Raw genomic sequence first — 16865 nt, 5'->3', positions numbered from 1 at the left:
TCAGATTATTGAATTGACCGCAGAGTAATGTTTTTACACATTATTTTGGGTCAAGGCCCAGCTGCTCAAGCACTAATTTGAAGTTTGCACGCCGCTCTTTGACGTTGTGCACTTCACCTGTTGAACAGGTTAAGTCAGGACAACCGCGATTCACAATGCCAGATACATCATCAATAAAGCTGGAGCCCTGCAAACCACCATCAACGTACTTTTTCAGCTCCCTGTAGTAGTTCCAGTCAGCATATTGACCGCCTGCATTATCGTAAGCTTGTACTGAGGTTACCCAGTAGAACAGACCTGCAATCCACTTGATCTCTTTGTTCTCTTCAGAGCTACAAATAAGGCCCGGGTTAGAACAGAAGTCCAGTTCAGCATACAGCGGGTTTGCCGGCGGCGCTTCAACCGTTACACCATCAATGGTTTGGCCGATAGTGTCCGGGTCAACGTGTGAACGACCTAGATAATGGTTCAGCGTACCGAAGTTTTGACGTCCTGTGGTTTGAATAACACCACGGCCCCACCAGCCACAACCTTCAACTGTGTCCTGACTGCTGCCATCCCAAATGAACTTACCTGCTTTTTGGCCAACGTAAGTCTTACAATCGTCACGTTCCCAGACCTGCTTAGAGGTATCAACTGCAGTTGGTACGTCATTACAGTGACCGTTGTTTGTCCAACGACCAACAGCGCCATTTACCAACAGCCCACGTTCCTGCAGCACTGCATCTGGCGCAGCGAATACAGGCGCTGGCGCACCGTACCATTTCGCATGAGTCTGTGCACTGACTTCCATCTTGTTGTCACGTGGACAGGAGTAGGCGTGATCCAAGCCGGATTCAGGGTTAACACCGTAATCAGCGTATTTCTGTTCTAACTGACCACAGCTGGCCGTCATTGGGTAGTCGGTCGGCGCACCATACTTAATTTCAGCCCAGTTGTTTTCATCACAGGCATTATAACGAATGGTTTCCTGCATGCTTTGTGCTAAGAAAGCGGCAATAGCGACTTTGGCGTATTTGATGTTGGTGGCATCGTCTGCATTTTCATCAAGCAACCAGAACTTATTACCTGCAACACCCACGTTATGCATTGCATTCAGGCCTGTCATAAAGTCTGCCCACTTATAAACCGTGGACGGAACCCATTGTGACTGTGGCGTTTCATACAAGAATGCGGTGTTGTTCATCACCTCTTCTGCATTGGCTAACTCGTCATTCAATGCATCAATGCTAGTGAGTTTGCCGTTTTCTGTGGTTTCACCAACATAGTACAGAGGCATCTTGGCAGATTGGTAGCGCTCAATTTTTTGTGTCAGCGCTTCAGAATCTTGATCAAACATCAGCGCAAATACGTTGCTGTATGCCGCTTTACGGATTTGTGCCTGGCTTGACTCAGTCCCCATGAAGTAATCAGCCGCCTGCGCAGTTGGCATGTTGGCCAGCATGGCAGGTGTCTTAACATAGTCTGTGACCTGCTTTACGTACTCTAGGGCGTTGTGCCATTGGTCATCTGACAGAGCCGGCGTGCTACCAGACTTGGTGAAGACAACAAAATCGGCTTTGTTTGCGGCATCGGTCTTATAGAGCGCCAGCGTATCGAGTAGATCTGCGCTGAATACGGAGGCTTTGTCCCACACAGACTGACGACCAGAATATGTATCATAAGCAAAATCACCAATACTCAATGACCAACCAAAGGTTGCTTGAGGCGCCAGGGTCGCAATAATCAGCTGGTGTGCTTGTGCCCAGCCTTTCAGATCGTCGCTTAGCCCATTGATTGCATCGATATCGATACGATTACCGGTTGCATCTACCGCATTTAGCAAGGCTTGCTTAACCTCGATAGTGCCCAATGATGCGCCTTTATCTGAAGTCGCCTTATCCAGCACATCACTGTTGATGATGATAGACACCTTGCCCGCTTGTTCCGCCTGCCTCATCACAGCGACAAACGAATCAGTCAGTGCATTGATATCGGCCAAAGCATCAGTGTTGCTTGTGGTGATATTCACCGTGGCTGGTGCATTGGTTGACGGGCTGGCCACCACAAAGGTGTTTGGCCAATCGGCAACTTCCAGACGGACAGGATCCATCGGATTTTGCAATGACAAGAGTGGCGCAGTGCCAGGCTCGGTGCCATCACAGTTTAAGTGCAGTGCCCATGACGCATCACTGCCCGGGACAGATTGTGTCCAGTAAATTGCCGAGTAAGCGATGTTGTTATGTACCATCACGTCGCCACCGGTTGCGTGATCGCCGCGGGTCCAGTCAGGATAGACATTGAAGTCAGCACACAGTCCGCCCGGTGGCGTGACAGGTGGCTCGTCTTCCTTAATGGTAATGTTACGGCTAACACTTGCGGTCAAGCCTTCAGCATCTGTGGCGATTGCCTTGAGGGTAATATTACCCACCTGAGTCGGCTGCCAGTTACAGTCGAACGCCTGGTTTTGTGTGGCGTCAAATGAACAGATTTGCTGGTTGTTTGCGTTAATTACAACCGTCGTTAAGTCTTCATCAACATCGGTTGCGTTAACCGCAACGGCTACCATTTCGGTTTCGTTAAAACTTGCACCAGCGACTGGCGACAGGAAGGTCACCACAGGAGCAGTAAACTCTTCTTCCGCCTCTACCTTGATGTTCACACTCTGACTTGCAAAGAAGCCTTGTGCATCTGTGGCAACGGCCTGAAGCGTGACAGCCCCTTCCTGACTCGGTTGCCAATCACATACATAGGTTGCAGAGCCGGTCGCATCGAATGAGCAAATTTGACTGTTGTTTGCTTTAACAACCAGAGAGGTCAAGTCATCATCGGCATCTGTGGCGTTAACGGCAATAGCGAGTGTTTCTTTGACGCGAACACTGTCACCATTGCCGGGGGCAATGAAGCGCACAACCGGCGCTACGAAATCCTCTTCAGTATCCGCTTCTACCGTTACCGAAACCGACTTTTGCTCAATTTTCTGATTTTTCGTATCGAACACCAATACTTCAACGCTTGCACTGCCTTCAACAGCAGGCGTCCAGCTTTGGGAATAGAGGGTTTGGCTTTGGCTAATCACTTGCTGGGACAGTTTTTGGTTATTAACCCAAAACTCGATTCTGGCAGCAAGCTCGCCATCGACCTTTGCCTGGATACTGGTGGCGGTATTTGCTTTCAGTACCTGACCTGCCAATGGTGACAGAATGGATAGCTCTGTTGGTCCCGGCTCACCTGGCTCGCCTGGACACTCAGTGACATCCCAAAACCATGAGTCAGCGGCTGGTGTTTCCCAAACGCCAGGGTTGTTTTTAGCGATAAAACACTGACCATCAAATAATACGACATCTCCATTTTTAACCTGGGTCTGACCCGGAATAAATGGAATGACATCACCCGGCTCTGGCTCAGTCACTTCAGGTTTGACGGAAACCATGATGCCGGCAGACGCCGTGGCACCATCATCATCTGTAGCGACTACATGAATTTGCTGTTGGCCCTCAACAGCGGTCCAGTTAGCCGTAAAAGGCGCCTGGGTCAGCTCAGCGATTGGCTGACCGGCAACACTGATCACCACTTTAGCGACTACACCATCTTCATCGGCGGCATTTACACGAATCGCCACTTTTTCGCCCACAGCGTACTCACTGCCATTAGCCGGTGCGGTAAAGCTCACACTTGGAGCCTTGTTTGGTACCTCAGGGTCGGTTGGGCCGTCGCTGCACATATCGATGCGGGACCACTCCATATAGTCACCGCTGTGAGTGGCAGGATTATTACCCTTGGTCCACCAATTCGCCTTAAAGACAACGTTGTCATTTTTAACTAAAGCACCGCCATCATAGGCAACATTTTTATCCCACGCAGGAATCCCTGAGCAGTCCATCGCTGCTTGCGCTTGCAGCGCCATGGCGCAGGAAGCCGCCAGTACAGAGTATTTAAATAGTTGTCTCATTGAATTTTCAATCTCCCATGGAGCTTATAAGAGTCTTCTGAGCCCGGCTGAAATATCAGCCAAACACGCGCTTATTTGTTAGGGGCGACTGTCTTGAACAAAAAATTTAACAAAAACCGCATAAAAATGAGCTTTATGACTTTTTCCGTCAGCAGCAAAGTTCAACGCCTGCTCCCCGTTACCGCGCCGCAGTCTGTCACAGCAAAATTCGAAATCTCTAATTAAATTTCAATGAATTAGTATTGTTTGATGGACGAACACTCACTTAGTAATGAGGCATTTACATGGGTAAATAAGCCGCCAAATATATCTCCATTTGTATCGCTCGCTAACCCAGCAATCCGAATAAAGATGCAAATTGAATCCATCAAATCATTCGTAGAAACAAGGCGATAGTCGTCAGGCAGGCGTAATACCAAAGCTAAAACAGGCGGCAGTTATCAACTGATGGCAGGAATATATTGGTGGGCACGGATTGAACGGCGCAATCCACATCGAAGATCAAGTAATGAAAAGGCTTATGGGCAGGGGGTCTCCTTGCTTATGCTGGATACCACTTTATCCCCAATACGGCGAGCGTTGGATAGAAGAGCTATAAGAGGGAAGTCTTCTGAAGCCACTATGCCCTCACCCATATCGTTTATTTTTGAACAAGGGCATAGCGCTTATAAGATCAGTCTTATTGGAGAAGTATTATTTGCCCCACGGATTGGAAGGATCCTGGGATGGCGCACGCTTCTTCATACGGCGGGCATAACCTTCTTCACTGCTGCGCTTATGGCTTTGCTCACCGTCACCGCGAGGCTTACCGGCAAATTTGGCTGCTGGCTTTTTCATATGACTGCGTTTAGCCTCATAATCCGCCGCCGCTTTAGCCTGCATCTGCTCAATCAGTTCCAGTGTCAGTACCTGGGGCTCACGCGGTTTAACGCCGTGAGCAAAACCACGCTCTCTTGGCTTAAGGGCAAATTCATGGGCCGTGGCTTTCGGCATACGTTTATAGCGGTAGAGATAGAAGTTCTCAACCTTCTCCCTTGCCCACTCAGTTTTTTTCAAAAACTTAACGCAGCTTTCAATAGACGGTTTTTGGTTGAAGCACTGAAGCTTCAATGCCGCAAACAGGATTTTCCAATCATAAAAGCCAGCCAACTCAGTGACCATAGTCTCGAGTTTTAAGCCATGTAATGGGTTGTTTTGTTGTAGTTCAATCATGGAATTTTGGCCTGTTGTGGCGAAAAAGGGCGGGCATTCTAGCCTATTGCCTGAGTTCAGGCTACAAGAGAATTAAACCAATCCAGATAAAGTAAACCGGAGACTCGCTCCGGTTTTTAAGACAAGGAATCCTGTGGCTATCAGCTATTGATAAGCTGCATCACGCGTTTCTCAGACACGGGCACACTGGTTCCCAACACCTGAGCGAAGAAGGAGACTCTGAGCTCTTCTATCAGCCAACGGGCTTGCAGCAGGTGCTCTGGCACAGGCTGCATCTTTGGCACTTTGGCGCGTTGAGCTTCCAATGCTTCTTGCACCTTTTGGATGACCTGCATATGCAGGCGGTCGCGCACAGGGTCAACCGGCAGTTTCTCAAGGCGGTTTTCAATCGCTTTTAAGTAACGCACCACGTCGGCCATACGTTGCCAACCCGTCGCTGCCACAAACCCTTTGAACACCAGCGCATCCAGCTGGGCCTGAATATCACTCATGGCGAAGGCAATATCAAAACTGATTTTACCTTTCAGACGCTTCTTGATGGCGTTATACAGTGTCAGCACCTGCTCAACCTTAAGCGCAATGGCTTCTGCAGTTTCATTAAGGCTGGCACGGACATAATCCTTACCTTGCTCAAAGTCCGCTTCATTGCGGATATCCAGCTGTTTTTCATCCAGTAATTGCTGCACCGCGGCATCAATAATATCCTCAATCAACCATTGCACCTGACCAAAGGGGTTAAAGTACATGGCCAGTTTGGCTTTGTTGGGCAGGGCCTGCTGCAGGTGTTTGACCGGTGATGGCATATTGAGCAGCAACAAACGTCGAAGCCCCTGACGGTGCACTTTTTCTGCTTCAAATTCGTCATCAAACAATTTGATCGCAACTGAGTCTTTATTGTCCACCAGCGCCGGGAAGGCCTTCACTTCATAGCTGCCTTTGCGCTGCTGGTACTGCTTGGGCAAATCACCAAAACTCCACTCGGTGATGGCCTCTTTCTCAATGCCCTTGTCAGCCACATTGCGTATGGCCTTGGCCACTACGCCCTGCAGCTTGTCTCTCAGTTCATTGATATCACGGCCTTCGTCGATCACCTTGCCCTTATCATCTTCCACCTTGAAGTTCATCACCAGGTGACTGTCGAGCTGACTCAGATCAAAGTCTTCACCGCTGATACGGGTACCTGTCATGCGCAAAAGATGTTTGCACAGCGCGTCCATCAAACTGGTATCAAAGGGTTTCATGGCCTGCACCGCCGCACGGGCATAATCCGGCGCAGGCACAAAGTTGCGTCTTAAAGTTTTTGGCAGGGATTTGATCAGGGCGACGCACTTTTCTTCACGCAGTCCCGGCACCAGCCAATCAAAACCTTCATCATCCAGTTGGTTTAACAGCGCAACCGGCACATGCACAGATACGCCATCATCTTTGGCGGCCGGCTCAAAGTGATAGCTCAGTCGCAGCTTGAGATTGCCCTTGTGCCAGTCGTCGGGGAAATCCAGTGCGGAAATATGGTCACCACTGCGTTTCATCAACAGATCTGGGTCAAAGTTCAGCAGCTCAGGATTTTTGCGCTTCTGCTCTTTCCACCAGCGCATAAACTTAGGCGCATTGTATATGCCCTGTGGCAGACGCTCATCGTAAAAGTCCACCAGCACATCTTCATCCACCAGAATGTCACGGCGACGGGACTTATGCTCCAGCTCCTCGACATCTTCCACCAACATGCGGTTGTGACGGAAGAAGGCCTCATTGGTCTTAAGCTGACCTTCGGCGAGAGCCGCGCGAATAAAGATGGCGCGGGCTTCGACCGGATCGATAGGACCAAACTGCACCCGACGACGGTTAACGATTGTCAGGCCGTAAAGCACCTGACTCTCGAACGCCACCACACTTCCTTGCTTGGCTTCAAAGTGCGGCTCGCTGTGGTTTTTCTTCACCAGATGTGCAGCCAAAGACTCCAGCCACTCAGGGTTTATTTTGGCGCAGCAGCGGGCAAATAGACGGGAGGTCTCGGTCAGCTCTGCCGCCATGATCCACTTAGGGCCCTTTTTCGCCAAAGGCGAACCAGGAAATACAAAGAACTTACGGTTACGGGCACCCAGGTACTCGTTGTTCTCCTGCTTAAAGCCCACATGGCTTAACAACCCAGAAAGCAAGGCCTGGTGCAGGTTGTCATATTCAGCAGGCGTGTCGTTCAGCTTCCACTTAAGATCGTGCACCGCCTGACGCAGCTGGGCGTATAAATCCTGCCATTCACGCACACGCAGATAAGCCAGGTATTCCTGCTTGCAGTTTTTACGGAACTGACTGGCAGATAATTCATGGCGTTTGCTCTTTAAGTGATCCCAGAGTTTCACCCAGGAAACAAAGTCTGAATCTTTGTCGGCAAAGCGGCTGTGGGCCTCATCGGCGGCCTGCTTCTTATCCAATGGACGCTCACGGGGGTCTTGAATCGACAAGCCTGAGGTGATCACCAAAGCCTCATGTAAACAACCTTTGCTATTGGCTTCCACCACCATACGGGCGAGGCGCGGGTCCACCGGGATTTGCGATAATTGACGACCCAGTTGGGTCAGCTGCAGCTGACCCTTGCGGTTTTCGACTGCCTGCAGCTCTTCGAGCAGCAGGAAGCCATCTTTAATATGACGGGCATCCGGTGGCTGGATAAAAGGAAAGCCTGAGATATCGCCCAGACCAATCGCAAGCATCTGCAAGATTACCGACGCCAGGTTGGTGCGCAGAATTTCAGGATCGGTAAACTCAGGGCGATTGATAAAGTCCTGCTCGTCATACAAACGAATACAGATACCCGGTCCAACACGGCCACATCGGCCCTGGCGCTGGTTGGCGCTGGCCTGAGATACAGGTTCAATAGGCAGGCGCTGCACCTTGGTGCGATAGCTGTAACGACTGATACGGGCGGTCCCCGGGTCAATCACATAGCGAATACCCGGCACTGTCAGCGAGGTTTCAGCTACGTTGGTGGACAGTACAATACGGCGGCCCGAATGACTCTGGAACACCTTGGACTGCTCACCGTAAGACAAGCGGGCGTAAAGCGGCAACACTTCGGTATTGCGGTAGTTGCGGCGATTCAGTTGCTCGGCGGTATCGCGGATTTCCCGCTCGCCATTCATAAAGATCAGGATATCGCCCGGCCCCTCGGCCATCAGCTCTTCCACCGCGCTGAAAATGCCATCAATCAGATCCAGATCGGCATCGTTTTCCTGAAGCAAAGGCCTGTAACGGGTTTCCACCGGGTAGGTACGGCCGGAGACCTCAATCACAGGCGCATCATTAAAGTGCTTGGAGAACCTGTCCACATCTATGGTGGCCGAGGTGATGATGACTTTGAGATCCGGTCGCTTGGCCAATACCTGCTTCAGATAACCCAGAATAAAGTCGATATTGAGACTGCGTTCATGGGCCTCATCGATAATGATGGTGTCGTATTGGTCCAGGAATTTGTCAGAGGTCAGTTCTGCCAGCAGAATACCGTCTGTCATCAGCTTGATGTAAGACTCACTCTTGATGGCATCAGCAAAGCGAACTTTAAAGCCCACAGCCTCGCCCAATGGGCTTTTCAGCTCTTCGGCTACCCGACTGGCTACTGAGCGCGCAGCAAGACGTCTTGGCTGAGTATGACCAATCAGGCCCCTGGAACCCAGCCCAAGATCCAGACAGATCTTCGGCAACTGTGTGGTTTTACCGGAACCGGTTTCACCCGCAACAATCACCACCTGATTGTTGATAATGGCGCTGGCTATCTCATCCCGCTTTTGGGAAACCGGCAGATTATCCGGATATTCTATCTCAGGGCGGTTTTCGAGACGTTCCCTCACCTTTTCCAGTGCCAATTGGGCACGCTCTTCCAGCTGGGCCATGGCAGCCGTCTTCTTATCGCTGGCCGGCTCTTTATTCAGGCGGAACAGTCGACGCCGGATATAGGCAGCATCGGTTTGAAAACACTGGGCAAGAAATTCCCTGGACAGGGGGTGAAGGTCCGAACTCAAAGCCAAATTCCAATACAAACTTAAAGTGTCGGGATCCTAACAACTTGCGCCCCTAATTGGTATCACTAACACCCTATTCATCCCGTAGCGCGCCTAAGTCGGTGAAATATCAATCAGTGACAAATAGCCAAACAACAAAAAGCCCGCCAATTCCATTGGAATGGCGGGCTCTCACTATTCTTGTCTTAACCGGATCAGGTTTGGTTTTGATAACACTGCTGCATATAGAGGTTCATCGCCTTCAGCACATTACTGCGACTGATGGTGCCGATCACTTTCCCATCTTCCACCACGGGATAGATTTTGGGTTTAAGTCCCAGCATCTGCTCGGCCAGCTGCAGCATACTATCGTCCGGCGTTACCGACAGCACATCGGTGCGCATAATATCTTCCACTGTCGAGGTCAAATCACAGTGATAGCTGCTTTTGAGCATCACAGATAAGCAGTCCTGCTCTGACAAAAAGCCAACCAACTGGCCTTTGCCATCGACCACTGCCGCCCCCATATTGTGGTGGGACAATAACTTTTCCACCGCCGTTGCCATCGACATTTCGGGCTTCAGCAGTACCGCCTGTCTATCCATATAATCGCTGATTTTAATCGAATCCATTGCTACCCCCTTGGTTAACGCGAAGAGAGGCCGTTCACCTCTCCTTTCTGAGTGTAGTCAAGATCCGGAGCCTCAGGGCCAATACCTGCGAGAGTTATATGTCCTTCCAGATCATCACATTTGCGGGCTCATCATTTCGCTGAGTCGCCCGGTACATACCTTCTGTATTAAAAGGTGTCGCGATATTGCCTCTGCCATCGATAGCAATAACACCACCAGTACCACCAGCAGTAATCAGACGCTGGTTAATCACCTCATCGGCGGCCTGGATAATAGATTTATCCTGGTACTTCACCCGGGCACAGATATCACCGGCCACATGGTAACGGATAAAGTATTCGCCATGACCTGTAGCCGATACCGCGCACACATTATTTTCAGCGTAGGTGCCTGCGCCTATAACAGGTGAATCACCAATACGGCCAAAGCGTTTGGCCGTCATACCGCCGGTGGAGGTGCCCGCCGCCAGGTTGCCCTGCTTATCCAAAGCTACAGCTCCCACAGTACCAAACTTATACTCAAGATCCAGCGCCATCAGGCTTGCCTGATAATCTTTGGTGGCCAGTTCTTTTTCAGTCAACTTCTGCTTGGCTTTCAAAAGCTGATTGTACCTTTGCTCTGTATCGAAATAACTTTGTGGCACCAGCTGATACCCCTGAGTCAGGGCAAACTCTTCAGCGCCATCACCGGAAAGCATCACATGGGCTGACTTATCCATGACATCGATCGCCAGATCGATAGGGTTCTTGATATGGCGGACACCCGCGACAGCCCCCGCATTCATGGTTTTCCCATCCATCACAGAGGCATCCAGCTCATGACCGCCATCAAAGGTATAGACAGCGCCCTTGCCGGCATTAAACAGTGGGCTGTCTTCCAATACGTTAATCGCCACCTTAACGGCTTCGAGACTATCCCCTCCTTTGGCCAGCACTGAGTGTCCCTTGTTAACAGCTTCCTTTAACTTGTCCTGATACGCCTTTATCTGCTCATCAGTCAGGTTGGCTTTGGAAATGGTTCCGGCGCCGCCATGAATAGCAATGCCAAAGGGTTTATCCTGAGCGACTGCAGAGGCTGACAATGTCAGCAGTGCCGATACTAAGAGGGCTATCTTATTCATTATTGTTTTTCCTTGATGTTCCCGGAAAGTTAACAGTCGGGAGCCAAGATGAACACAAAGCTTGCACAGCATGAATCCTGACGTGACAAAGACTTCTTTGTAGTCATTTATTCCTTTGATTGCAATCACCTGCTTGCCTCTACCCCACAATGCGGTGACAATTGGTGGCAACTTATTAATTAAGCTCAGTTGGACCCCGCCACCCAGATGTTGATGCTTCCTTTCCGGCCCATTGTTTTTTTGCTGCTCCTGGTCATGATTGCACCAATGACGGCCGAAGCGAAAACCAAGAAAAAGCCCTGGCTAACCGTTGAAGTTACCGGCGTAGATGAGGGTTTGTCCCGTAATATTTATGCACACCTCGGTAGCCTGCCGGAAAATGATGCTCAGCGCCGTGCCTTTCTGTTTACCGTGCAAGACAACGTTAATGCCGCCCTTGAATCTATGGGCTACTACCACGGTGCATTGGAGCAGGAGCTGCAGAGACATGATAAAGGTCCCTGGGTTCTTGATTTGAAAATCAACCCGGGACCAGCAGTGCACCTTCTGTGGGTGGATATTCAGGTAGACGGCAAGTTTCGTAACTCCCCCGCCTTTGAACAATGGCTGGCCAAAGTCAAACTCAGGCCAGGAGACGTCCTCAATCAGGGCAGCTACGAAGAGGTGAAATCTCAGTTACTGGCCTTGGCTTTATCAAAGGGCTATTTCAACGCCAGATATGTGACCTCAAGGATCACTGTCAACCGGGATGTCAACACGGCAACCATTACCCTGCATCTGAATTCGGGTCCCCGCTATCGTTTTGGAGAGGTCAAATTCGAAGGCACAGATCTGCAGCCGGATATGCTGCAGCAATTGATCCCCTTTAAACCTTATTCCGCCTATTCAACCCAGAAAGTGGGCAACCTTAACCGGGAGTTGCTGGATACCGGCTATTTTTCCAATATTAAGGTGATCCCTCAGATTGAGCAGGCCAGTCATACTCAGGTGCCCATCAGTGTGCAACTGACTCCAAAGCCAGCCAATACCATTGATTTGGGTATAGGTGTTGAGATTGGTAACACCTCAGAGAATAAGCCTGAGCCCAAGGCCAGTGTCACCTGGCGCACGCCAAAGATTAACTCCTATGGCCATAGTCAGGAGACCACGATTGAATGGTCCCGGGACTCTCTGGCCCAGGACAGTTACCGTTTTCAAAGTACCTACACCATCCCCCTGACTCATCCTCTTGATGACAGGTTACAAATTAAACTTGGCCTGCTGAAAGACAGATACGGTGTGGTGCAGGTTTATGACCCTGACGCCCGGGAGTTCGATACCACAGGACAGCTTGAATCTACCAAAGGCTTTGTTGAAGTACTTCGTCAGCAAAGACTGAAAGGAAATTGGCTGCTGGGATATTCGATTCAGGGACTGCAGGAGAGCTATAAACAGTCGGGTCAGGAGTATGACCCAAGGTATGTGCTGTTCGGTGCAGGTATTCAAAAGACCAAACGTGGTGACAACACACTGGACCCCAAGTCCGGCTATCGCTCCACTTACAGTATTCAGTACGCCGATCCCAGTCTGGGCTCTGAGATTCGCCTCACCAAAATGCAGGCCAGTTACCTTTGGGTCGATACCTTCTTTAGCAAGCACAGACTGGTAGCCAGATTGGATCTGGGCATCAACCTGGTACCGGATGAGGATCTGGCCAGAGTGCCCCCTTCTCTGCGCTATTTTGCCGGTGGTGATAACAGTATCCGCGGCTATGGTTATCAGGAATTGGGACCCACAATAGACACAGAAACCCCTGAAGGCACACTCAGAGAAGTGATTGGTGGCCGCTATCTGGCGGTCGGTAGCCTTGAGTATCAGTACTACCTGACCCCAAGCTGGCGACTGGCAGCCTTTGTCGACGCAGGTAACGCCTTCGATAAAAATGAGTTCAAACCTGTCGTGGCTGTAGGTCCGGGAATTCACTGGATCTCTCCAGTAGGTCCCATCAAATTGGATGTAGGTTTTGGCCTGAATAAAACCGCAACCCTGGATCGCAGTTGGCGCATTCACCTGACGATGGGGAGTGTGTTGTAATGACAGAGGATCAGATGTCCGTACCACCAGCACCACAACAGCAGCCCACCCCTTCAGTTCCAACCAAAAAGCGGGGACTCATTGGCCGTATCATCAAAAATGTGCTGAGATTTATCATCTATCTGCCACTGCTGTTGCTGGTCACCCTTGCCCTGCTGATCGGCACCTCTTTTGGCAGTCGAATTGCAGTAATGCTGGCAGACAGCCTGGTGCCAAATCTTGATCTTGAGTATCAAAGCGGCAGGTTGAATAAAGATATCACCCTGAGTCATGCCCATTGGTCGATGGATGGTGTCAGTGTCGATGCCAATGACCTGCATCTGGCCTGGCGTCCCGCATGTCTGCTGAACAAACAGATTTGCGTAAATAATCTGGAAACCTCCTCAGTAGAAGTCGTAGTCACCACCTCGGCCTTCAGTGCAGATCCTGCGCCGAATACCCAGCCCGATGGCGAACCTGAAGATATAGCCGGGAGTGATACCCCTGTGCAGCTGCCCTTCAGTATCAGCCTGACCGACAGTGACCTCAAAGGCATTCAGGTTTCAGTTGATCAAATGCAGTTCAATGCAAACCGACTTTCGGCATCTGCCGATTGGCCAACTTCCGGCATCAGGGTTCATAAGCTGGAAAGTGAAGGATTACTGGTCGATATTCCTCTGGGCAAAGGTGACTCTCAATCTGAAGCAACAGACAAGTCCAGTGACCAATGGGCTCTGGCCAATCTGCCAAAGGTCTACAACCCTGTACCTGTCATAGTGGAAGAGCTGCAGCTGACAAACAGCTTGTTAAAACTGGGTGAACGTAAAGACCATTTTGCCCAGCTGTCTCTGACCGGGGAGTATCTTGGTACCCGAATTCGACTGCAGCAGCTGGAAGCAGACCATGATATGGGGTCAGTCAGCGTCAGTGGCAATATCACCCTGGATAAGCATTATCCAATGGATATCAATGCCAAAGCTCAACTGAATCAAGATTCACTGGTGACCGGGCTGGGCAATCAAAGCCTGGCTCTTGATGCCAAAGGCGACTTTACCCGGCTTGTGGTGACAGGCTCAGGTAAAGGAGATACCGACTTTACCCTCAATCTGACCACAGATCTGGCTGATGCCACCCTGCCCTATACCCTGGCACTGTCTGCAAAAGCATTGAGATGGCCACTAAATAACCCAGAGTATCGTGCCCACAGGCTTAATCTGCACACCAAAGGAACCATCAAGCATCAGTCAGCCGTGCTCTCCGGTGATATCACCACTCCCTTTTACCCACAAACCCAGTTTGCTGCCGAGTTAAATCATGGTGAGGGAGAACTGAAACTGCCTCACCTGCAACTGGTGTCCGGAGACACCACTCTCCACCTGGCTGGCGACCTTGGCTACCGCTCTGGTGAAAATATTGAGCTTAACTGGCAAGTCAGCCTGGATGGAAACCAGCTTAATCCGGGCCTGGTCAGTCTCCCCAATGGTACCGCGCTCCCTAAAGGCAGAATTAAGGCTGAGCTGACCAGCACCGGCCAGTTGAAAGGTGATAACTGGCAGGTCAGCTTGCCGGCCCTGTCTCTGTATGGGTTATTGGACGGCTACCCGCTGGATCTTACCGGCAGCCTTTCTCTGGATAATAAGCTGCATTTTGCAGCCGATAACCTTCAGCTTAAGGCTCTGGGGGCCAGCCTGATTGCCAGGGGCAGCACCGGCGAACAATGGGATCTCACAGGTCACCTGGATGTGCCCAGCCTCTCTCCCTGGATGAAAGATGCCAAAGGCAGTATTAAGGCAGACCTCAGAGTCACAGGTAAAGAGGACGCCCCGCGCCTGACACTGGATGGCCAGCTCGCCAATATCCGCCTCCAACAGCTTGAAATTGATGAGCTGGGTATCAATGCCTGGGTCGATCTTATGGGTCAACACGCCTATAACCTAGCCGTTGGCGGCGAAGCGTTGAGCTTTGAAGAAAATGACCTGAAAACTCTCACCCTTTGGAGTCAGGGTGATTTAAACAAGCAAAAGCTGTCATTGACCACCCAGGGGGAAGTGAGAGTGGATACCCGGGTAGACAGTGAATACAACCAGGATACTGGTGATATCAAAGGCGAGATAAGCCAGTTGGATATCGCCAGTGTCATTGGTCAATGGCGTCTTGATAAGCCACTGCATATAGATTGGAACTTACAGAACAATCAGGGCAGAGTCAGTGACTTTTGTTTGATGGGCGCTGACGGCCGCCTGTGTCTGGATAAAGAGGTTCCTCTCGCGGATAAGGGTGAAGCAGGCATATCTTTCGAGGGAGATCCCGGTGCCATTATCGCGCCATTGATGCCAGCTCAAATCAAATGGCACGGACCGGTTGCCCTCAATTCAGAGTTGAAGTGGCAACCGGGTAAGCGACCATCAGCCAATCTGTTGTTGCAGCTTAAGCCAGGCTCGGTGACTGTCACCCGTAAAGAGCAGGCGCCAGCCACCATCAACTACAATGGCGGTGAAGTCGCGGGGCTGCTGAATGAGGATCAACTGACCCTGAACACAGATATAGATGCGGGTTCGCTGGCTTCCCTGTCGAGCCGACTTCAGGTGAGTGTCGCCAGTGACAGAAAGCTCAGCGGTAATGTTGCTATTGAGCATCTGCAATTGGCAGGCCTGCAGGCTTTTGTACCACAAATCGAAACCCTGGCTGGCAAGCTGAGCAGCCAGATGCAGTTATCCGGCACTCTCGGCAACCCCCAGGTCGAAGGACAACTGGCATTGGAGCAAGGTTCACTGTCTGCCGCAGCCAACCCTACCTTGCTCGAGAACATTGCAGTGACCATGACATTCGCCGGTCAGCAGGCCCAACTCGACGGCAGCTGGACCATGGGTAAAGGTACAGGCGAACTGGGCGGCAAGTTGGATTGGCAACAGGGTAAAGCCAGTGGTGACATCAGTATCAAGGGTGATCGACTCGAGGTGATCGCACCGCCGGTCGCCATTGTGCAGATCAGTCCGGACCTGACTATCAGCCTCACCCCACAAGGCACTCATGTCGCCGGAACAATCAATGTTCCTGACGGTGATATCAAAATTGTGCAGATGGCAGCGGGTGGCGTGCCTCTGTCGCCGGACGTGGTGTTTCAGGACTCCATCTCAGCAGAGGCCGCCAAAGCCAAGCCCTACCCCGTCAGTGTTGAGCTGAATGTGAAAGTGGATGATAAGGTCAATATCAGTGGTATGGGTCTGAGTGGTAACCTTGCCGGTACCCTGACGCTGCAGCAACAACCTTCAAGACCACCTCTGCTGTTTGGCGAGATACAGGTGCTGAATGGCAGCTACCGCTTCCTGGGGCAACGCCTTCAGATAAGTACAGGTGAACTGCAGTTTGTTGGCCCTGCCGGGGAGCCCAACCTGAATATTGAAGCGGTCAGAGTCGTCAAAGATGAATCCGGTGACGTTACCGCCGGTATACGTATTACAGGAACACCTGCACGGCCCCAGGTAAACCTGTTTTCCAATCCTGCGATGGAGCAGGCAGAGATCCTCTCTTACATCATCAAAGGCAGTGGCTTCAATAACAAGGAGCAAAACGACGCCCTGATGATGAGCGCGGCACTGACACTGAGCACTCAGCTGGCAGATGGTGCCATAGGTAATATCGGCAATGCTGCCACCAGCCTCGCAGAGAAGATAGGTATCTCTGACATTCAGTTGGATGCCAATGATGATGGCAAGGTCGCGATCAGTGGCTACATAGGTGACCGTTTGATGGTCAAATATGGTATTGGCGTATTCAACCCGGGTTATGAGTTAACCGTGCGCTACTACCTGCTTACCCGACTATACCTGGAAGCAGTATCAGGCACCCTGGATCAATCCCTGGACCTCTATTACAGCTTTGACCTGAACTGATAGCCAAAAGCCCTGCTCTGTTGCAGGGCTTTT

General features: G+C 50.9%; 7 protein-coding genes. 2 read left to right on the top strand and 5 right to left on the bottom strand.

Annotated elements, in window-relative coordinates; genetic code table 11:
- Nucleotides 1-40: 40 nt before the first annotated feature.
- The 5 genes from L2725_RS13835 to L2725_RS13815 form a co-directional block, all read right to left on the bottom strand.
- The gene (locus L2725_RS13835) at nt 41-3931 is read right to left on the bottom strand and encodes an Ig-like domain-containing protein (RefSeq protein ID WP_249249485.1); all 3891 of its coding nucleotides are present in this window, start codon (nt 3929-3931) and stop codon (nt 41-43) included.
- Between the two features lie 693 nt (nt 3932-4624).
- On the bottom strand, nt 4625-5143 hold the full coding sequence (locus L2725_RS13830) for a VF530 family protein (protein WP_248937154.1): 519 nt from the start codon (nt 5141-5143) through the stop codon (nt 4625-4627).
- A 140-nt stretch (nt 5144-5283) separates the two neighbouring features.
- Entirely contained in the window at nt 5284-9162 is a 3879-nt protein-coding gene (hrpA, locus tag L2725_RS13825; RefSeq protein WP_249249484.1) for an ATP-dependent RNA helicase HrpA, read from the bottom strand.
- A gap of 188 nt (nt 9163-9350) precedes the next feature.
- The gene (locus tag L2725_RS13820; RefSeq protein ID WP_249249483.1) at nt 9351-9767 is read right to left on the bottom strand and encodes a CBS domain-containing protein; all 417 of its coding nucleotides are present in this window, start codon (nt 9765-9767) and stop codon (nt 9351-9353) included.
- Nucleotides 9768-9861: 94 nt separating this feature from the next.
- Nucleotides 9862-10887 carry an isoaspartyl peptidase/L-asparaginase family protein gene (locus tag L2725_RS13815; RefSeq protein WP_249249482.1) on the bottom strand — a complete coding sequence of 342 codons (1026 nt, stop codon included), beginning with the start codon at nt 10885-10887 and terminating at the stop codon, nt 9862-9864.
- Between the two features lie 213 nt (nt 10888-11100).
- Between L2725_RS13815 and L2725_RS13810 the strand changes: the two genes are divergently transcribed.
- Entirely contained in the window at nt 11101-12960 is a 1860-nt protein-coding gene (locus tag L2725_RS13810) for an autotransporter assembly complex protein TamA (RefSeq protein ID WP_428985290.1), read from the top strand.
- Complete coding sequence (gene tamB, locus L2725_RS13805) at nt 12960-16832, top strand: autotransporter assembly complex protein TamB (protein ID WP_249249479.1); 3873 nt, start codon at nt 12960-12962, stop codon at nt 16830-16832. Before L2725_RS13810 ends, tamB begins: the two co-directional genes overlap by 1 nt.
- Nucleotides 16833-16865: the final 33 nt, after the last annotated feature.

It is taken from the genome of Shewanella corallii, from assembly GCF_023349125.1.
In the GTDB taxonomy this organism is placed as follows: domain Bacteria; phylum Pseudomonadota; class Gammaproteobacteria; order Enterobacterales; family Shewanellaceae; genus Shewanella; species Shewanella corallii.
The sequence above is the reverse complement of the archived record's forward strand: the minus strand, read 5'-3'. Positions and strand labels throughout refer to the sequence as shown.

Coding starts and splice junctions, on each gene's coding strand:
- L2725_RS13815 (WP_249249482.1), bottom strand. CDS start 10,887: ATGAATAAGATAGCCCTCTTAGTATCGGCACTGCTGACATTGTCAGCC.
- L2725_RS13830 (WP_248937154.1), bottom strand. CDS start 5,143: ATGATTGAACTACAACAAAACAACCCATTACATGGCTTAAAACTCGAG.
- tamB (WP_249249479.1), top strand. CDS start 12,960: ATGACAGAGGATCAGATGTCCGTACCACCAGCACCACAACAGCAGCCC.
- L2725_RS13820 (WP_249249483.1), bottom strand. CDS start 9,767: ATGGATTCGATTAAAATCAGCGATTATATGGATAGACAGGCGGTACTG.
- L2725_RS13810 (WP_428985290.1), top strand. CDS start 11,101: ATGCTTCCTTTCCGGCCCATTGTTTTTTTGCTGCTCCTGGTCATGATT.
- L2725_RS13835 (WP_249249485.1), bottom strand. CDS start 3,931: ATGAGACAACTATTTAAATACTCTGTACTGGCGGCTTCCTGCGCCATG.